General features: G+C 73.5%; 17 protein-coding genes and 1 pseudogene. 7 read left to right on the plus strand and 11 right to left on the minus strand.

Going from position 1 to position 18,288, the window contains the following annotated elements; all coding sequences use genetic code 11:
* Window positions 1–185: 185 nt before the first annotated feature.
* From ACFY8W_RS28295 to ACFY8W_RS28315, 5 genes are read right to left on the minus strand one after another with little or no spacing between them, the layout of a single operon-like run.
* Entirely contained in the window at window positions 186–2,366 is a 2,181-nt protein-coding gene (locus tag ACFY8W_RS28295; RefSeq protein ID WP_391110925.1) for a discoidin domain-containing protein, read from the minus strand.
* Between the two features lie 31 nt (window positions 2,367–2,397).
* Window positions 2,398–3,819: a GH1 family beta-glucosidase gene (locus ACFY8W_RS28300; protein ID WP_391110929.1), complete on the minus strand. Its 1,422-nt coding sequence runs from the start codon at window positions 3,817–3,819 to the stop codon at window positions 2,398–2,400.
* Complete coding sequence (locus ACFY8W_RS28305; RefSeq protein ID WP_391110932.1) at window positions 3,816–4,688, minus strand: ABC transporter permease subunit; 873 nt, start codon at window positions 4,686–4,688, stop codon at window positions 3,816–3,818. Before ACFY8W_RS28305 ends, ACFY8W_RS28300 begins: the two co-directional genes overlap by 4 nt.
* Window positions 4,681–5,661, minus strand: coding sequence for an ABC transporter permease subunit (locus ACFY8W_RS28310; RefSeq protein ID WP_391110934.1), 981 nt, complete (start codon window positions 5,659–5,661; stop codon window positions 4,681–4,683). Before ACFY8W_RS28310 ends, ACFY8W_RS28305 begins: the two co-directional genes overlap by 8 nt.
* A gap of 14 nt (window positions 5,662–5,675) precedes the next feature.
* Window positions 5,676–6,995: an extracellular solute-binding protein gene (locus ACFY8W_RS28315; RefSeq protein ID WP_391110937.1), complete on the minus strand. Its 1,320-nt coding sequence runs from the start codon at window positions 6,993–6,995 to the stop codon at window positions 5,676–5,678.
* 126 nt (window positions 6,996–7,121) lie between these two features.
* On the opposite strand from ACFY8W_RS28315, the gene ACFY8W_RS28320 reads away from it, so the two are divergent.
* Window positions 7,122–8,441 (plus strand): ROK family protein, encoded by a 1,320-nt coding sequence (locus ACFY8W_RS28320; protein WP_391110939.1) that lies wholly within the window; start codon window positions 7,122–7,124, stop codon window positions 8,439–8,441.
* Window positions 8,442–8,593: 152 nt separating this feature from the next.
* Complete coding sequence (locus tag ACFY8W_RS28325) at window positions 8,594–9,031, plus strand: Rieske 2Fe-2S domain-containing protein (RefSeq protein WP_391110942.1); 438 nt, start codon at window positions 8,594–8,596, stop codon at window positions 9,029–9,031.
* Here the strand turns inward: ACFY8W_RS28325 and ACFY8W_RS28330 are convergent.
* Window positions 9,018–9,668 carry an isochorismatase family protein gene (locus tag ACFY8W_RS28330; RefSeq protein WP_391110945.1) on the minus strand — a complete coding sequence of 217 codons (651 nt, stop codon included), beginning with the start codon at window positions 9,666–9,668 and terminating at the stop codon, window positions 9,018–9,020. The genes ACFY8W_RS28325 and ACFY8W_RS28330 overlap by 14 nt on opposite strands.
* A gap of 114 nt (window positions 9,669–9,782) precedes the next feature.
* Here ACFY8W_RS28330 and ACFY8W_RS28335 point away from each other — a divergent pair, with 114 nt between their 5' ends.
* Window positions 9,783–10,250, plus strand: coding sequence for a pyridoxamine 5'-phosphate oxidase family protein (locus ACFY8W_RS28335; protein WP_391110948.1), 468 nt, complete (start codon window positions 9,783–9,785; stop codon window positions 10,248–10,250).
* Window positions 10,251–10,262: 12 nt separating this feature from the next.
* Here ACFY8W_RS28335 and ACFY8W_RS28340 read toward each other — a convergent pair whose 3' ends face one another.
* Window positions 10,263–11,168, minus strand: a complete 906-nt coding sequence (locus ACFY8W_RS28340) for a LysR substrate-binding domain-containing protein (protein WP_391110951.1) — start codon at window positions 11,166–11,168, stop codon at window positions 10,263–10,265.
* A 74-nt stretch (window positions 11,169–11,242) separates the two neighbouring features.
* Between ACFY8W_RS28340 and ACFY8W_RS28345 the strand changes: the two genes are divergently transcribed.
* On the plus strand, window positions 11,243–12,322 hold the full coding sequence (locus tag ACFY8W_RS28345; protein WP_391111090.1) for an EamA family transporter: 1,080 nt from the start codon (window positions 11,243–11,245) through the stop codon (window positions 12,320–12,322).
* 265 nt (window positions 12,323–12,587) lie between these two features.
* Here ACFY8W_RS28345 and ACFY8W_RS28350 read toward each other — a convergent pair whose 3' ends face one another.
* Entirely contained in the window at window positions 12,588–13,919 is a 1,332-nt protein-coding gene (locus ACFY8W_RS28350) for an aminotransferase class I/II-fold pyridoxal phosphate-dependent enzyme (protein WP_391110955.1), read from the minus strand.
* A gap of 35 nt (window positions 13,920–13,954) precedes the next feature.
* On the opposite strand from ACFY8W_RS28350, the gene ACFY8W_RS28355 reads away from it, so the two are divergent.
* From ACFY8W_RS28355 to ACFY8W_RS28365, 3 genes and pseudogenes are all read left to right on the plus strand, one after another.
* Window positions 13,955–14,683 carry a pyridoxamine 5'-phosphate oxidase family protein gene (locus ACFY8W_RS28355; protein ID WP_391110959.1) on the plus strand — a complete coding sequence of 243 codons (729 nt, stop codon included), beginning with the start codon at window positions 13,955–13,957 and terminating at the stop codon, window positions 14,681–14,683.
* A gap of 10 nt (window positions 14,684–14,693) precedes the next feature.
* Window positions 14,694–15,365, plus strand: coding sequence for an FMN-binding negative transcriptional regulator (locus ACFY8W_RS28360; RefSeq protein ID WP_391110962.1), 672 nt, complete (start codon window positions 14,694–14,696; stop codon window positions 15,363–15,365).
* Between the two features lie 10 nt (window positions 15,366–15,375).
* Window positions 15,376–15,513: pseudogene (locus ACFY8W_RS28365) on the plus strand (VOC family protein); the annotation flags it as partial.
* Between the two features lie 21 nt (window positions 15,514–15,534).
* On the opposite strand, the gene ACFY8W_RS28370 reads toward ACFY8W_RS28365, so the two are convergent.
* The 3 genes from ACFY8W_RS28370 to ACFY8W_RS28380 all read right to left on the minus strand — a co-directional run bounded on the left by ACFY8W_RS28370 (window position 15,535) and on the right by ACFY8W_RS28380 (window position 18,264).
* On the minus strand, window positions 15,535–16,482 hold the full coding sequence (locus tag ACFY8W_RS28370; protein WP_391110965.1) for an EamA family transporter: 948 nt from the start codon (window positions 16,480–16,482) through the stop codon (window positions 15,535–15,537).
* Between the two features lie 172 nt (window positions 16,483–16,654).
* Window positions 16,655–17,644 (minus strand): EamA family transporter, encoded by a 990-nt coding sequence (locus ACFY8W_RS28375; RefSeq protein ID WP_391110968.1) that lies wholly within the window; start codon window positions 17,642–17,644, stop codon window positions 16,655–16,657.
* Between the two features lie 41 nt (window positions 17,645–17,685).
* Entirely contained in the window at window positions 17,686–18,264 is a 579-nt protein-coding gene (locus tag ACFY8W_RS28380; protein WP_391110971.1) for a Clp protease N-terminal domain-containing protein, read from the minus strand.
* Window positions 18,265–18,288: the final 24 nt, after the last annotated feature.

The raw sequence follows: 18,288 nt of genomic DNA on the forward strand, positions 1-18,288 counted from the left end.
GTACGGGTCAGGCGCGTCGACGCGGGCGGCGCCGCGCTCGGCCGGCACGCGGCGCTGTGCCGCCCGGACGGCTGTCCGGCACGGGCGGCGAGCACGAGGGAGCCGGACCCGGCCGAGCTCGCCGCGGAACCGGCGCGCCGGCTGGGTCCGGCCGGGTCACCGGCCGGGACCGGGGACCCACGTGCTCAGGGGAAGGAGACGACCGTCGACGGGACGGTCTCCGTACCCGAGGTCGGTGCCCCCGTGTCGTTGATGACGTGGTCGTACTGGCCGTTTCCGCCGAGCGAGACGACGAGCAGGCTGTGGAAGCGGACACCTGGCTTCACCGGCGCACGGAACCCGTGGCCCTGACGGATCGTCGGGTCCACGTTGTAGTAGCAGTAGCTGCCGAGTCCCCAGCCCTCGTGGGTGGTCACGGAGTCGTCGACCCGGTAGGCGGCGTAGCCCCGGACCGTGCCGTTCTGGATGGCCGCCTGGTTCGGCGCGTCGTACGCCTTCTCGTTCTGGAAGAAGATCGTGCGCCCGCGCTCGCCGAACCACTCGACGTCGTACTTGTTGAAGTGCTCGACGAACAGGCCGGTGGCGAGCACGTCGTCGCCGTTGACGCGGACGCCGTAGTCGGCGCGGTTGGTCTCCCAGCCGACGCCCTCGCCGTGGTCGGCGCGCCACACCCAGGTGTGGTCGACGATGGTGTCGTCGCTGTTGACGACCATGCTGGTGGTGGCCTTGCCGGGGCCGGCGCCGCCGATGCGGATGTAGACGTCCTGGACGGTGGTCGGGTTCGCGGCGTGGTCGGCGGAGGCGCCCTGCGGGCCGATCTCCAGGAGCGTGGGCGAGTTGACCGGGCCGGCGTCGATCAGGAAGCCGGCGAGCCGGACGCCGTCGACGTCGGCGACCCGCATGGCGGTGACGCCGTTGTCCGGCACGATCGTGGCGAGGCCGAGTCCGAGCACGATGGTGCCGGGCCGGTCGATCTCGACCGTGCGGTCGACGTGGTAGACGCCCGGTGTGAACAGCAGGTGGAGGCCCTGCGCGACGGCCTGGTTCATCGTGGCGGCGGTCGTGCCGGGCTTCACCACGTAGAAGCGGCTCAGCGGGATCGACTCGCCCTGCGGGGTGCCGGCCCAGCTGACGCCGCGGGCGGCGGTGCGCTTCGCCGGGGCGAAGACCTTGAACTCCCCTCCCTCGTAGTAGAGGAAGGGCTTCTCCCGGGAGACGGGCGTGGTGTCGAGCGTGGTGTACTTCGGCTCGGGGAAGGCGGACGCGGGCGCGCCCTCGACTCCGGAGAAGACCTGGTTCCACACGGAGTTGGACCAGCCGCCGACGGAGCTGTCCCGGGTGTACCACTGCTGCTGGGAGTAGTTGCCGATCTGCCCGTCGATCCGGCTGTCGGCGATGTAGCCGCCGCTCGCCCACCCGTAGCCGGTGGGTGCCAGGTTCAGTCCGCCCTTCACGTGCATGCGGCGGAAGGAGGATGCCTGGGAGACGGCCCAGCGGTCGGTTCCGCTGACCGGGGCGAGGGCAAGGTTCTCCGCCGAACGCCAGAAGTTCTGGGTGGCGTTGCCGTTGAACCAGCCCGCGTCGACGGTCACGTCGCCGTTGATCGTGGTGTCGTCGGGACGCAGGCCGAGGCCGGCGATCTGGGTGTAGAAGCCGAGCTGCGCGTTCAGGCCGTCGTACCTGCCGGGCTTGAGGAGGAAGGCGTGCCGGCCGGTGCCGAACTGCGCCGACTCCTGCTGCCGGAACACCTCGTCCAGGGTCGCCTGGATGCCGGGCGTCGACGGGTCGAAGACGTGCACGTTCGGCCCGAGGTCACCGCCGCCCGGGAGGGTCGTCCCGCCGTCGGAGGTGCCGTACACCCGGAATTCCCAGAGCGAGTAGCCCCAGCCGGTCGCGCGGGTCAGACCGGTGAGCCGGACGTGTCGGGCGGTGCCGGAGACCGGCAGGGACTCGGTGCCGCCCCGGCCGTTCGTGGTGGCGTGGACGGTGGTCCAGGAGGTGCCGTCGAGGGAGGTCTCGATGCGGTACGCGGTGCCGTAGGCGGTCTCCCAGTGCAGGTCGATCCGGCTGAGGGAGGCCGGTGCGCCGAGGTCGACCCGGATCCACTGCGGGTCGGCGAAGGCGCTGGACCAGCGGGTGCCGAGGTCTCCGTCGACGGCGGCTCCGGCGGGGGTGCCGGCGTTCTCCTGGCTGGAGGCGGTGACGGGCCGGCCCTGGGACAGCAGGACGGGCGCGGCCGCCGCCTCCGCGGCGGGTGCGAGCGCGAGCAGGGCGCCGAGCAGGGCGGTGACGAGGGCCAGCGCCCCGGTGCGGGGACTGCGGGGTCGGGAGCGGGGCGGGGCCGTGCGTGGCGCGTGGCGGAACATGGCGGCTCCTTGTCGGATGTGGGGGTGCGGGTCAGCCGGTCCGCGTCCGGTGGGCGCGGATGATGTCCGCGTACCGCCGGCCGCTCGCCTTGACCGTCCGGCGCTGGGTCGCGTAGTCGACGTGCACCAGGCCGAACCGCTTGTCGTAGCCGTAGGCCCACTCGAAGTTGTCGAGCAGGGACCAGGCGTAGTAGCCGGCCAGCGGAGCGCCCTTGCGCAGGGCGCGGGCGCAGGCCGCGAGGTGCTGTTCCAGGTAACGGGTGCGTTCGGGGTCGTCGATCCGCCCGTCCGGCGCGACGGTGTCGGGGAAGGCCGAGCCGTTCTCGGTGACGTACAGCCGGGGGACGCCGTACTCCTCGGTGAGCCGGAGCAGGAAGGCCTCCAGGCCGCCGGCGTCGATCTGCCAGTCCATGCCGGTGCGGGGCACCGCGGGCAGCCGTACCTCGCGGGCGTAAGGGACCGGGCCGGCCGGGTCGTGGGCGACGGTCACTGGGAAGTAGTAGTTGAGGCCGTGCCAGTCGAGGGGCGCGGCGATGGTCTCGGCGTCGCCCGGCCGCTCGGGCAGTTCGACGCCGTACAGCTCGCGCAGGTCGGCCGGGAAGCCGCGGCCGTAGACCGGGTCGAGCCACCAGCGGTTGGTGTGGCCGTCGGCGCGGACGGCGGCGGCGACGTCCTCGGGCCGGGTGGAGGCGGGCTCGACGGTGGAGTGGTTGGTGACGAGGCCGATGCGGGCGCCGGGCGCGGCGGCGCGCACGGCGGCGGTGGCGAGGCCGTGGCCGAGGAGCAGGTGGTAGGAGGCGCGGACGGCGGCGGTGAGGTCGGTCCAGCCGGGCGCCATCCGCCCTTCCAGGTGGCCGATCCACGCCGAGCACAGCGGCTCGTTGAGGGTGGCCCACTGGCCGACCCGGTCGCCGAGGCGGGCCGCGACGACGGAGGCGTAGTGCGCGAAGCGCTCGGCGGTGGCGCGCTCGGTCCAGCCGCCGCGGGCGGTCTCGGTGCGGTCCTGGAGTGCCTGGGGCAGGTCCCAGTGGTAGAGCGTGACGGAGGGCGTGATGCCCGCGTCGAGCAGGCCGTCGACGAGCCGGTCGTAGAAGTCGAGTCCGGCGGTGTTGACCTGCCCGTCGCCGCCGGGCAGGACGCGGGGCCAGGCCACGGACATCCGGTAGGCGTCGGTGCCGAGCTCCTTCATGAGGGCGATGTCCTCGGGCCAGCGGTGGTAGTGGTCGCAGGCGGTGTCGCCGTGGTCGCCGTTGTCAATCGCTCCGGGTGTGTGGGCGAAGGTGTCCCAGATGGAGGGGGCGCGGCCGTCCTCGGCGACGGCTCCCTCGATCTGGTAGGCGGAGGTGGCCGTGCCCCAGGCGAAGCCGGCCGGGAAGGCGTCGAGGTCGAGGCGTGCGCTGTCGGGCTCGGACACGAGGTCCCTTTCCTGGTACGGGATCTGATGGGTGGTCATTTGACGGCGCCCGCGGTGAGTCCGGCGACGAGGTAGCGCTGGAGGAGCAGGAAGCCCGCGACGACGGGGACGCTGACCACGAGGGAGGCGGCCATCACCTGGTTCCAGTACACGTCGTTCTGGGTGGCGTAGCCCTGGAGGCCGACGGCCAGGGTGCGGGTGGTGTCGTTGGTCATGACGGAGGCGAAGAGGACCTCGCCCCAGGCGGTCATGAAGGCGTAGACGGCGACGGCGACGATGCCGGGCAGGGCGGCGGGGACGATCACCCGGAACAGGGCGCCGACCGGGCCGCAGCCGTCGACCTTGGCCGCTTCGTCGAGCTCGCGCGGGATCGAGTCGAGGTAGCCGACGAGCATCCAGACGGAGAACGGCAGCGAGAAGGTCAGATAGGTGAGGACCAGCCCGCCGCGCGACCCGAAGAGGGCGATGCCGGTGGCGTTGCCGATGTTGACGTAGATCAGGAAGAGCGGCAGCAGGAAGAGGATGCCGGGGAACATCTGGGTGGACAGGACGGTCACGGTGAAGACCCGGCGGCCGCGGAAGTCGTAGCGGCTGACGGCGTAGGCGGCGAAGACGGCGACGGTGACCGAGCAGACGGTGGCCGCGCCCGCCACGACCAGCGAGTTCAGGAAGTAGTCGGCGAGCGGGACGGTCCGCCAGATGTCGGCGTAGGGGCGCAGGGTGAGCCCGCTGGGCCACCAGCGGAACTTCCCGGAGACGTCCTCCAGCGGTTTGAGGGAGCTGGACACCATCACGTACACCGGCAGCAGGACGAAGCCGGTGAGCAGGGTGAGGACGGTCCGCCGGGTCCAGAGGAACGAGCGGGGCGGGCGGCCCGCCCGGTGCGGCGCGGTCGTCGGGTCAGGCACGGCCGGTCCTCCTTCCGCGCGAGGTGAGCACCAGGTAGAGGCCGGTGACGACGAGCAGGAAGAGCAGCAGGAGCACGGACATGGCCGATCCGGTGCCGAAGTTCCAGGTCTGGAAGGAGGACTGGTAGATGTGCAGCGAGATCAGGTCCGCCGCTTCCGGCGCCGCCTTGCCGAACAGGACGAAGGGCGTGTTGAAGTCGTTGAAGGTCCACAGGAACAGCACGAGGACCAGGACCTGGTTGACCGGGCGCAGCGCGGGCATCGTGATGTGCCGGATCTGCCGCGGAATGCCGGCCCCGTCCAGGGCGGCCGCCTCGTACAGCTCGCGCGGGATGTTCTGCAGCCCGGCCGTGACGGTGAGGAAGGCGAAGGGCCAGCCCTTCCAGACGGAGACCACGAGCAGCGCCCAGAAGCTGTTGTCACCGATGAGCCAGAAGGCGGGGCTCTCCCCGATGCCGAGCTGGTCGTGGAGGACGTGGTTGATCAGGCCGTTGTCGCGCTGGAACATGAACGCCCAGGTGATGACGGCGGCGTAGACGGGCAGGGCGTACGGGACGAGGAAGAGGGTGCGGAGCAGGCCGCGGCCGCGGAAGCCCTCCTGGAGGAGGACGGCCGCGGAGGTGCCGAGCAGCCAGCACAGCGCGACCGAGGCCAGCGTGAAGACGCAGGTGGTGGCGAAGGAGCCGAGCAGGGCCGCGCCGACGGGCGCGTCGACGTCCACGGCGACGGCGAAGTTGTCGAGCCCGGCCCAGGGCGCGGTGGTCCAGTCGCGGATGAAGAACTGGGTGAGCTCCTTGAAGCTCATGACGGCGCCCATGAGCATGGGCACCAGGTGGACGAGGAGTTCGAGCAGGAGGGCGGGCAGGAGCAGCAGGTACGGCAGCAGCGTGCGGTGCCCGCGGCCGGCGCGGGCCGTGGGGGCGGCGCGGTTGGCGGCCCCGGGGTCGACCCGGGGCGTGACGGTGGCGGTCATGGCGGGTGCCGTGCCTACTTCTTCGGCATCTGCTGCTGCGCCTCGTCGAGCTTGGCGCGTACGGACTCGGTGGTGACCGGGCGTCCCGCGGCGGCGTCGGCGAAGAGTTCCTTGACGGCGGTGCCGACGACGGTCTCGAACTGGGACTCCTCCGGGACCTGGGGCAGGGCGGCGGCGCTCTTGGCGAGGGTGTCGCGGATGACGGCGAGCGCGGGTCCGGAGAAGGCGGGGTCGGCCTGGGCGGCCTTGACCGGCGGGACGGAGCCGTAGGCCTCGTTGAGGATCTTCTGCTCGGCGTCGCCGGTCATGAACTTCACGAACTTCAGGGCGCCTTCACGGTTCCTGGTGTTGCCGAAGACGGCGATGTTGATGCCGGCGACCATGGAGTTGACCTGGGTGCCCTGGCCGGGTGTGCCGGAGGGGACGGGCGCGGGGGCGACGCCCCACTCGTCGGGCTTCATGCCCTGGGCGGCGAAGGTCTGGGCGGCGGTCTGCCACAGGACCATGGCGGTGCGGTTCTTGGCGAAGTCGCCGAGGGACTGGTTCTGGGCGTACTCGGCGTTGCCGGGCGCGACGATCTTCTGGGCGGCCATGAGGTCGACGTACTGCTTGACGGCGGCGACTGCCCCGTCGGAGGTGAAGTCGGCCTTGCCGTCGGGCGTGAAGAAGTCGGCGCCGTGCTGCTTGCCGAGCACGAAGACCTGGTGGATGTTGTTGGCGAGGTTGCCGCCCTCGACGCCGATGGCGGACCTGCCGTCCTTGGCGAGCTTCCGGCCGGTCTCTTCGAGTTCGGCCCAGGTGGCCGGCGGCTTGGTGATGCCCGCGTCGGCGAACATCTTCTTGTTGTAGTAGAGCGCGTAGGCCATGGAGTAGAGCGGCACGGCGGCCGGGTCCTTGCCGGGCGCGCCGGTGGAGCCGAGCGCGGACGCGACGAAGCGGTCCCTGCCGCCGACCGCGGCGAGGTTCTTCTCGTCCCAGGGCAGCAGCGCGCCGCTGGCCTGGAGCGAGGCGCTCCAGGTGTTGCCGATGTTGAGGACGTCGGGGCCCTGGCCGGAGGTGGCGGCGGTGAGGATCCGGTTGAGCAGGTCGGACCAGGGCACGACCTCCAGCTTGACCTTGATGCCGGTCTCCTTCTCGAACTTGTCGAGTTCCGGCTGGAGCACCTTCTTGTCCGCCTCGATGCTCGGGCCCTGGTTGGAGGCCCAGTAGGTGAGCGTCTTCGGCTGCGAGCCGGAACCGCCCGCGCCGTCGGCGGTGCCGCCGCCGCAGGCGGTGGCGGTGAGGGCGAGGGAGAGGGCGACGACGCCGGTGAGCGCGGCTCTGATTCTGCGCATGACTCCTCGGAACCCTTTCGAGGGAGGCTTAATTTAGGACGTGAGTTAAACTCCAAGGGAAGGGCGCGTCAAGGCTTCGCGCCGGGTGTATCTTGCGGAACAGGCTCTGAGGAAGCGGGGGTTGAGGTGCGAGCAACGAACGGCCGTACGGTGCGCGACCTGCGACGGGAGAACCGGACGGCGGTGCTGCGCCGGCTCTGGTTCGACGGCCCGATGAGCCGGTTCTCACTCGGTCCCGCGACCGGACTCAGCTCCGGCTCGGTCAGCAACGTGGTCGCCGAACTGGCCGCCGAGGGCCTGGTCGAGGAGGCCGGCAGCGTCGACTCGGCGGGCGGACGGCCCCGCACCCTGCTGCGGGTCCGTCCCGGCAGCGGATGCATGATCGGCGTGGACGTCGGCGAGACCCGGATCAGGATCGAGCTCTTCGACCTCACCCTCACCGAACTGGCCCGCACCGAACGGCCGTTGGCCGTCGACAGTCGCGAGCGCCACGACCGCTACGAGGTCGGGCTGGTGGTCGGCCACATCCGCGACGGCATCGCCGAGGTGCTGCGCACCGCCGCCACGGACCCCGGCCGGCTGCTCGGCGTCGGCGTGGGAGTGCCCGGCATCGTCGCCCACGGCGGCCCCGACGGCGCCGTCGTCCACGGCCAGACCATCGGCTGGGACGCCGTGCCGCTGGAACGGCTGCTGCGCGAGACCGTCGACCTGCCCGCGACCGTCCCGTACCGGATCGACAACGGCGCCCGCACCCTCGGCCAGGCCGAGCTGTGGTTCGGCGCGGGCCGCGGCGCCCACAGCGCCGTCTTCGTGCTCTTCGGCTCGGGCGTCGGGGCCTGTGTCGCCACCGATCCGCTGGGCCCCGGCCGCGCGCTGGAGTGGGGTCACCTGACGGTACGGGTACGGGGCCGGCGCTGCCGCTGCGGCGCCCTGGGCTGTCTGGAGGCGTACGCGGGCGCCGAGGCGCTGCTCGAACGCTGGCGCGAGGCGGGCGGCCGCCCGCCGGCCGGCGCGGACGAGGAGACCGCGCTCACCGCGCTGCTCGCCGCCGCGTACCCGGAGTCCGGCTCCGGGCGCGTGCCGGACGCCACGGCGCTCGCCGTCCTGGAGGAGACCGCCGAGTACCTCGGCGCCGGCTTCGCCGATCTCGTCAACCTCTTCCAGCCGGAGCGGATCCTCGTCGGCGGCTGGGCCGGACTCCAGCTCGGCGAGCGCTTCCTCGACAGCGTCCGCGGCCACGCGCGGGACTACGCGCTGCGCTATCCCGCCGACCGCGTCACCATCGGCCTGGGCACCCTGGGACCGGAGGCCGTCACCATCGGCGCCGCGATCCTCCCGCTCGCCGACTTCTTCGCCCGCGGCGGCCGCCGCACCGAGGCAGAGCCCGGGCCGGCCGAGACCCAGCCGGCCTGGACGACGACGGTCCGCGAGCGGACGGCCCACTGAGGGGGACGGCGTGGGGCCGGCGCACACCGGACTCGGCCGGTGCCGCGTTCCGTCGTCCGTGAACCGTGGCGCGGCGCCGTCGGATCCGACACGATGACGCACGTAAAGACGGACGACGGCGATCGTGACGGTCTCGGTCGAAGGGGAGCGATATGAGCGGTGTGGCGCGCAGGACGGTCGTGGCGGCGGCGGGCGGTGCGGGTCTGACGGTGGCCCTGGCCGCCTGTGGTGGCGACGGCGACGGAGACGGCGGGAAGAACGGCTCGGGTGGTGCGGACGGCGGCACGGAGGTCGTCGAGGAGAACGCGCCGCTCGCGATGACCGCCGACATCCCGGTCGGCGGCGGAAAAGTGATCGCCGACAAGGGTGTGGTCGTCACCCAGCCCAAGAAGGGCGAGTTCAAGGCCTATTCCTCGCGCTGCACGCACCGGGGCTGCCACGTCGGCAGCGTGGCCGACGGCGTGATCGTCTGCCCCTGCCACCAGAGCCGCTTCGACGCCAACGACGGCAGCGTGAAGCAGGGGCCGGCGACGCAGCCCCTGGAGCCGACGCCGATCGAGGTGGTCGGCGAGGCGATCAGGCTCGGCTGACCCACCGGGGCGCCTTCCAGCAGCCGAGGACGTCGTCCGTGGTCGCGACGGTGGCGACCAGGGCGAGGGTGTGGCGGATCATCGCGGGCGTGTAGTCGGCCGGCACTCCCGCGATGGCGTCGCCCGGGACGACGACCGTGTAGCCGAGGTTGACGGCGTCGAAGACGGCGTTGGGTATCGCCACGTTGGCGGAGACGCCGGTGACCACGAGGGTCCGGCAGTCCAGGTTGCGCAGCAGGGCGTCGACGCCGGTCCCGGCGATCGGCGAGAGGCCGTGCAACCGCCGTACCACCAGGTCCTGTTCGGCCACCTCGATGGGCTGGGCGATCCGTACGGCGGTGCTGCCGGTGTGCTGCTGTACGGGAAGCCGGGCGGCGGCGCGGAAGAGCCGGGCGTTGCGGTTGGCGCCCCGCCCGTCGGGGCGCCGCTCGGCGACGGCGTGCAGGACCTGGACGTCGGCCTCGTGGGCGGCGGCGACGAGCCGGGCGACGTTGCGCAGGGCTCCGGACGCGCGGGCCACGGCGGCGAGTTCGGGCAGCGCGCTGTCCCGGCCGACGACGCCCTCCTGGCACTCGACGGTGAGCAGCACGGCCCCGTCGGGCGCGAGCAGTTCCCTGAGCTGGTCCGACCGCCTCACGGTGTCCTCCCCATGTCGTCCTCCCCGTGGTCACCCGCGCCACCACCTTGCACCTCCGCGGTGCAGGCCCCATGATTTCTGACACCTCATCAGAAATCCAGAAGGGTGCGGACGATGACCGTCGCGCAGCGCCGCGGACGCCGGATCATGATGACCCCGGCGGAGCTCGACTCCTTCCTCACCGAACAGCGGACCTGCCGGGTGGCGACGGTGTCGGCCGACGGCCGCCCGCACGTCAGCGCGCTCTGGTTCGCCTGGGACGGCACCTCGCTCTGGCTCTACTCCCTTACCCGCAGCCGCCGTTGGGCCGAGCTGCGGTCCCGTCCCCGGATCGCGGTCGTGATCGACGACGGCGAGGAGTACGGGGAACTGCGCGGCGTGGAGCTCTCGGGCAGCGTGGAGTTCGTCGGCGAGGCACCGCGCACCGGCGAGCCCTGCCCCGAACTGGAGGCGCCCGAGCGGCTCTTCGCCGCCAAGAACTTCGGTCTCGACGCCATGCCGCACGACGGCCGCCACGCCTGGATGCGGCTCACCCCGGACGCCGTCGCCTCCTGGGACTTCCGCAAACTCGGGGCGCTCTGAGGCGGGCCGCGTTCAGGAGGCCGTCCGCTCCCCCGCCGCGCGCAGCGCCTCGACGACCGCGCGGATGGAGGGCCTGCGGCCGGCGTCGGTGCGCCAGGTCGCGTAGATGTGCCGGCGCACCGGCTGCCGTACGGGCACGAAGGCCACCCCGTCCATGGTCGCCGGCCGGCCGAGCCGGGGAGCGACGCAGATGCCGAGGCCGGCGGCGACCAGCGCGAGCTGGGTGTGGTGGTCGCCGGCGACGTGCGCGATCCGGGGCTCGACGCCCTTGGAGCGGAGGGTGAACATCAGCCAGTCGTGACAGAACTCGCCCGCGGGCCAGGAGACCCACTCCTCGTCCGCGAAGTCCTCCAGGTCCACCGTGGCCCTTCCCGCCAGCGGATGGTCGGCGGGCAGCGCGACGTCGGCGGAGTCGTCGAGCAGGTGCGCCCGCTCGAGCCCGGCCGGGACCGGCGCCCGCTTGTTGTTCCAGTCCAGGACGACGGCGAGGTCGCTGTCCCCGCGCAGCACGTCCCGCACGCCGAAGTCCGGCTCCAGCTCCGCCGTGTGCACCCGCAGATCGGGGTGGGCCGTGCGCAGCGCCCGGATGGCCGCCGGGAAGAGGCCGCGCATGGCGGTGGGGAAGGCCGCGATGCGCACCTCGCCGACCACCTGGCCCCGCTGCGCCTCGATGTCCGCCTGCGCGAGCTGCACCTGGGAGAGGATCCGGGCGGCGTGCTCCGCGAGCAGCAGCCCGGCGTCGGTGAGCCGGATCCCGCGGCCGCTCTTCGCCAGGAGCTGCTGGCCGATCTCGCGCTCCAGCTTGGCGAGCTGCTGCGAGACGGCGGAGGTGGTGACGTGCAGGCCGTCGGCGGCGCCGCTCACCGATCCGTGCCGCGCGACGGCGTCCAGGGTCCGCAGGCGCTCCAGATTCAACATGTAAGCGATTCTAAGAGATCGACTGCAGGAATTCTCGCTTGTACTACGAGGTGGGCTCGGTCAACCTGAACACCATGAGCAGCCCCGCCACCCCGCCGCCGTCCTCCCCCGCGCCCCGCCCGTCGCGCACCGTCGACTGGCGCGTCCGCTTCGGCGTCCTCGCCCTGATCTGGGGCTTCAGCTTCCTCTTCATCAAGGTCGGCACGGAAGGCTTCGCCCCGTTCCAGGTGACCTTCGGCCGCCTCTTCTTCGGTACGGCCGTGCTGGCCCTGGCCCTGCTCGTCAAGCGCGACCGGCTGCCGCGCGGCGCCCGCACCTGGGGCCATCTGACGGTGGCGGCCTTCCTGCTCAACGCCCTGCCGTTCTCGCTCTTCTCCTACGCGGAGCTGACGATCCCCTCGACCCTGGCGGGCATCTGCAACGCGACGACCCCGCTGTGGGGCATGGTCCTGTCGCTCGTCGCGCTCTCCGAGGACCGGCCGACGCGGGTGCGGGCGGCAGGTCTCGGCATCGGCTTCGTCGGCGTCCTGACGGTGCTCGGCGCGTGGCAGGGCTTCTCGGGCCTGGACGTCACGGGCACGGCGCTGGCCCTGCTCGCCTCGTTCAGCTACGCGGTCGGCTGGATCTACGTGCGCCGCACGCTCTCCGGCACGGGCGCGTCGAACCTGTCCCTCGCCACCGGCCAGGTCGGTGTCGCCACCCTCCAACTGGCTTTCGTGACACCCCTGTTCACCACGCTTCCGGACTCGGTCGAGATCCTTCCGCTGCTGTCGGTGATCGCGCTGGGCGCGCTGGGCACGGGCTGGGCGATGCTGCTGCAGTACGGCGTGGTGGCCGAGGTCGGCCCGACGACGGCGGCCATGGTCACGTACTTCATCCCGGTCATCGCGACCGCGGCCGGCGTCACCGTGCTCGGCGAACAGCTCACCTGGAACACCCCGGTGGGCGCGGTCGTGGTCCTCGCGGGCGCGGCCCTCACCCAGACCCGCGGCCCGCGCCGCACTCCCCCGCCCGCCCCGGCAGAGGCACGGACACAGGGGCGAGCACGAGCGCAGGCACCGGCGGGTGCCCAGGCCCAGACACCGGCACAGGCACAGGCACAGGCGCGGACCCAGCCCGAGCACCGGGCCACGGCGGAGGCGGCCCGCAGCTAGCGGGCCTGCGGCGCAGAGGAGGCCCGGGCCGCCCGGGCGGCCTACGCCGAGAGGACCTCGCCCGGGAGGCCGGTACGGAGAGGATCGCCGCCCCAGGGGGCCAGTGCGGAGAGAGCTGTCATCCGGGAGCCCGGCACCAAGAGGGCCGGCCGCTCCAGGAGACCGGCACCGAGAGGGCCGTCATCCGGGAGACCGGCACCGAGAGGGCCGGCCGCCCCGGGAGACCGGCACCGAGACAACCGCGCGGGAAGGCCGGCGCCCCCCGTCAGCCGTAGCTGCGGGCGGGCGCCGGCCCGGCCGCGTACGCGACCGCGTCCGCCAGCGGTTCCAGGTCCGCCCGGGTGAGTCCGGAGACGGTCAGCCGGACGGCCGGTCCGGCCTCCATGCGGAAGCGGGCGCCGGGCGCGACCGCCCAGCCCGCCGCCAGGAGCCGGGCGACGGCGCCGGTCTCGTCGGCCACCGGCACCCACACGTTCATGCCGCTACGCCCGTGCGCCTCCACCCCGCGCCGGGCGAGCGCGCGGACGAGGCCGTCACGCCGCACGCCGTAGGACGCCGCCACGGCCGCGGGGTCGACCGCTCCGGTCCGCCACAGGTGCACCACGGCCCTCTGGAGCAGCCGGCTGACCCAGCCGGGTCCGAGCCGCTGGCGACCGAGCACCCGGTCGACGGTCTCCGCGTCGCCGGTGAAGGCGGCGATCCGCAGGTCCGGGCCCCACGCCTTGGCCACCGAGCGGACGAACACCCATTTCCCCTCGCCCGTCGAGAGCGGGTACAGCGGCTGTGCGACGATCCCGTGCCCGTGGTCGTCCTCGACGAGCAGCACGTCCGGGTGCGCGTCGAGCACCGCCCGCAGCGCGGCGGCCCGTTCGGCGGTGATGCTCGCCCCGGTCGGGTTCTGCGCCCGGTCGGTGACGATCACCGCGCGGGCGCCGCCCCGCAGCGCCCGGGCCACCGCGTCGGGCAGCGGCCCCTCGTCGTCGACGGCGACCGGCACTGGCCGCAGCCCGAGCGCCGGGACAAGGTCGAGCAGGCTGCCCCAGCCGGGGTCCTCGATGGCGACGGCGTCGCCCGGCCGCAGATGCGCGGCGAGCACCCGCTCGATCGCGTCGAGCGAACCGGAGGCGACGCCGACCGGCCCGGCAGGCACCCCGCCCTCGTCGAAGGAGGCCCTGGCGAGCCGGGCGAACTCCTCGTCCACCGGCGCCTCCCCGTACATCGGCGGCCGCTCGGCGTACTCGACGGCGACCGCCGCGAGCACGGAGCCGAGCGGCGGCAGCAGCTCCGGATCGGGGCTGCCGTTGCTCACGTCCCGCACGCCCTCGGGGGCCTCGACCCGGATCGAGCCGCGCGCCGTCGTCGCGGGCGCGGAGCGCACCCGGCTGCCCCGCCGGCCGTCGGTCTCGATGACTCCTCGCTCGCGCAGGGTCCGGTAGGCGGCGGCCACGGTGTTCGGATTCACTCCGAGCGTGGCGGCCAACTCCCTCATGGGAGGCAGTAGTTGCCCGGGCTTGAGCAGCCCGGCTCCGACGCCGCCTTCGACGCTGGCGGCGATCTCCGATGCGCGACGACCTTCGATCCGATACTCTCCTAGCACAAAGCTAATTATGCACTAGTGCAATGGAGTCCGCAATGACGGTGAAGACGCAGCAGACGGAGCAGGCGGGCACGCACACCGAGGCGTCCACGGCCTCCGCTCCTTCCGGCGCCTACGCGCCCACCGAGCGGACCGTGCCCACCCGTTCCCGCGAGCGCGCCTCGTACGACCGCGAGCTCGTGCACGCGATCCTCGACGAGACCTACCTCTGCCACCTGGGATTCGTCCGCGACGGCGCGCCGGTCGTCCTGCCGACCCTGTACGGCCGGATAGGCGAGGCGCTCTACGTCCACGGCTCGACCGGCTCCCGTCCGCTGCGGTCGGCGGGGAAGGGCGAGGACGCGCCGGGCCTGCCGGTCTGTCTGACCGTGACCCACGTGGACGGTCTGGTCCTCGCCAAGTCCGCCTTCCACCACTCCATCAACTACCGCTCGGTGGTCGTGCACGGCACCGCCCACCAGGTCACCGATCCCGAGGAGCTGCGCACCGCCCTCGACGCGCTCGTCGACCACGTGGTCCCGGGCCGCTCCGAGGACTCCCGGCCGGCCAACGCCAAGGAGCTCGCCGCCACCGCGGTGCTCCGCCTCGACCTGCGCGAGGTCTCCGCCAAGGTCCGCACCGGCGGCCCCAACGACGACCCCGAGGACGCGGCGCTGCCCCACTGGGCCGGCGTCGTCCCCGTACAGCGCGGTTACGGCACCCCGGTCCCGGCCGCGGACCAGCCCGCGAGCACGCCGCTGCCCGACTACCTCGCCGCGCTGTAGGGGAACCGCCATGCTGATCCACCCCTGGGACGCCGCGCACGACGAGGGCGAGTGGCGGAACTGGCTGACCGCCCACGACTTCGGGCAGCTCGCGGTCAACGGCCCCGCCGGCGAACCGCCGTGGGTGCAGCCGATGCACTTCCGCTACGAGCCCGAGCCCGGCCCGTACGGTCAGGTGATCACCCATCTCGCCCGCCCCAACCCGCTCTGGCGCGACCTGGAGGACCGCCCCGCCGTGCTCCTGAGCGTGGTCGACGACTACGTGTACGTGCCCGGCCACTGGACGGCGCCGGAGGGCGCGCCCGCCGAGCACGGCACGCCCACCTCCTTCTACGCGGCGGTCCAACTCCGCTGCACCGCCCGCGTCGTGGACGACCCGGAGGAGAAGGCACTCCTGCTCAACCGTCAGGTGGCCCACTTCCAGCCGGAGGGCGGCACGGCCCCGGCGGCCCCGGGCGAGGCACCGTTCGGCCGGATGCTGTCCGGCATCCGGGTCCTCCGCCTCGAAGTGACCGACGTCCGCGCCAAGTTCAAGTACGGCGGCAACAAGCCGGCGGAGATCCGCGAGCGCGTCACGACCCGCCTCGCCGACCGCAGCGGCCCCGGCGACACGGCGGCCCTGTCCCACAAGGCCCGCCGCGACGCCGCCGGGACCACGCCCCGAGGACCGTCCCGCGGCTGATCCCCGGCACGGGCAGCGCCTGGCCGCGCCCGAGGCCGAGTGCGCCCGCCTGATCCCGCCCGGCGCCGTACGCGTGCGGCTGCTGTACGACGGACACGACTCGTGCATCCTGACGCAGGACATCGAGGGCAACGAGTTCTGTCTCGACCGAGCACGGCCGGGCAGGATCCTAGGCCGTGGCCGCCGCCCGGGCCTCGGCGAGGGCGAGGCCCGTCACGGCGAGCAGCAGGAGCAGGGTGCCCGTGACCGTCGCGGCGGTCAGCTGCTCGCCGAGCAGGGTGACCGCGATGAGCGCGGCGCTGACCGGCTCCAGGAGCATGATCACCGAGACGGTCGCCGCGCGTACGACGGCCGCGCCGGCGAAGTACAGGGCGTACGCGAGGGCGGTCGGCACGGCCGCGACGTACAGCAGCAGGGCGAGCATCCGCAGCGGCGCGTCGGTGTGCGGGACGAGTCCTTCCGCTGCCGCCATGGGCAGCAGCCCGACGGCGCCGACGGCGAAGGACCAGGTCGTGGTGGACAGCGCGTCCCCGCTGCCGCCGGTGCGGCCGAGCCACCGGGTGAGCAGGGTGATCGCCGCGTATCCGGCGGCGGACAGGACGGCGAGGACGATGCCGAGCGGCCGGACCTCGGCTCCGCCGCCGCCGAGGACGAGGACGCCGAGCCCGGCGAGCGCCCCGCCGACGGCGGCGGCGCCCCCGGCCCCGATCCGCTCGCCCATCAGGACGCGGGCGCCGACCGCGATGAGCACGGGCCCGGCGCCGAGGGTGACGACGGTGCCGACCGCGAGGCCCGTGGCCTGCACGGCGGCGAAGTAGGCGCTCTGGAAGACGGTGAGCCCGATGCCCGTGCCGAGGATCCGGACGAGCCTGCGCCGACGGGGCTCGGGAGCGGCGGTGCGTGCCTCGGCCCGGGGGCCGCGCCGCAGCGCGAGGACGCCGAGCAGGAGCACGAGGCCGCCCACGCAGCGCCAGAAGGAGAGGGCGAGGGGGCCGGTGTCGCTGGTCCGGAAGACCAGCGAGGCGGCGGCTCCGGCCGTGCCCCAGGCGATTCCGGCGACGATCAGATAGGTGAGGCTCCGCCCGGTGGACAGGGCGGAACCGACGGTGTTCGACACGTGCGTTCTCCGTGGGAAGACAGGGGTGGTGGTCGCTCGGCTCCGCGGGCGGGCGGCGACGGACCGCTCGGGGGCCTTTACGGCGCGCCCGAGCCCGGTCTTCGTCAGCGGAAGGTGCCGCCCGCGCTAGGCGGCGGGAGGCGGAAGAACGGTCGCGTGCATGATCAGGACCTTACGAGGAGACCCGCTCGCCGGACAACCCGGCCCCTTCGGCGGCCGGCTCCGCCGAGGCGGCCACCGGTTCGGCGGGTGCCGCCTTGGGCGTCGAGGACTGCGCGATGAAGGCGCCGACCAGGACCAGGGCCCCACCGATGATCTGCGGCGCCGCCAGGTGCTCGCCGAGCAGTACCCAGGCGAGGACGGTCGCGACGACCGCCTCCAGGCAGGCCACGACTCCGGCGACCTGAGGCGAGAGCCTGCGTACGGACACGACGCCGGTGACGTACGCGAGGACGGTGGCGATCAGCACGATCCAGCCGAGCAGCAGCCAGGCCGGGGTCGCGGTGCCGTCGAGGTCGGCGGTGCCGCCGAGGACCGACCAGTCCATGCCCCACGGGCGGGCGACGACGGTGAGCACGACGGCGCCGCCGAGGAGCCCGTACGCGATGACGCCGAGCGGGTCGGCGGGGTCGGCCTCGTCGCCGCCGTGGTCGGACAGGACGAAGTAGCCGACCTGGCAGCAGGCGGCGGCCAGTGCGAGGAGCAGCCCGAGGAGGTCGAAGCCGAGGCCGGACCAGACCTGGACGACGCAGGCGAGTCCGCCGACGGCGAGGACGACGCCGAGCGCCGCGGCGCGGGTCACCGGCCGCCGCTGGACGAAACGGACCCAGCCGAGGACCAGGGCGGGCGCCAGGTACTCGACGAGCAGGGCGACGCCGACGGGGATCCGGGAGATCGAGGCGAAGTAGAACGCCTGGACGCCTGCGACGGCGAGCAGGCCGAAGCCGGCGAGCAGACCGGGCTTGCGGCGCAGCAGGTCCCGGTGGCGCCAGGCCACGGGCAGCATGACGAGGGCGGCACCGGCCACCCGGAGCCACACCACATGGAGCGGATCGAGTCCTGCCTCGATGAGCGGCTTGGCCGCCACTCCCGAACCACCGAATGCGAAGGCCGAGGCCAGGGCGATTCCCAGGCCGGCGCTTCTCCCCTGAGACGCGTGCATCGGGCCATCATGGCAGGACCGGGACAGCAGCGTAAGGGCCGTTACACCTGTTGAGACGGCGCCTCGATCCGGGCGTTCAGAGCGAGGGGATCGACGCCTGCCCGGCGCAGCACCTCCGCGGCCCGGTTGTCGGGGTCGGCGGCGAGGGCCGCGAGCAGGTCGAGGCCGCACACCCGCCGGTCACCGCGGCGCGCGGCGCGGTCGAAGGCGCCCGCGAGGGCGGTGGCGGCGGCGGGCGACCAGCCGGCGGCGGCGTTCTCGCAGCCGCGCACGACGGGCAGTGCGGAGCCGGTGTCCTCGACGTCGCGCTGCCAGCGCAGCCCGTAGCCGATCGAGCGCTGGACGAGGTAGCCGAGGACCCGGGCGAGCCGGCCGCCCTCGGCGAGGGCGGCGGCGGTCTCGGGGTCGGACTCGACGAGGGAGTGCAGCAGGTGGGCGGTGTCGATCTGCCGGTCGCCGTCCCGCAGGGCCCGGCGCCGCGCGCCGGCGACCGCCGTCACGAGCTCCGGGGCCAGCGCGTCCTCGATGTCGGCGCGGCGCGCGGCGGGCAGGAGCCCGGGGACCCGGGGCGCGGGCGCACGGCCGGGCGAGGACGGCAGGGACGGCCGTGAGGACGGCACGGGCGGGAGCGAGGGCGGGACCGG

The organism is Streptomyces sp. NPDC012637 (assembly GCF_042954805.1).
Lineage (GTDB): Bacteria > Actinomycetota > Actinomycetes > Streptomycetales > Streptomycetaceae > Streptomyces.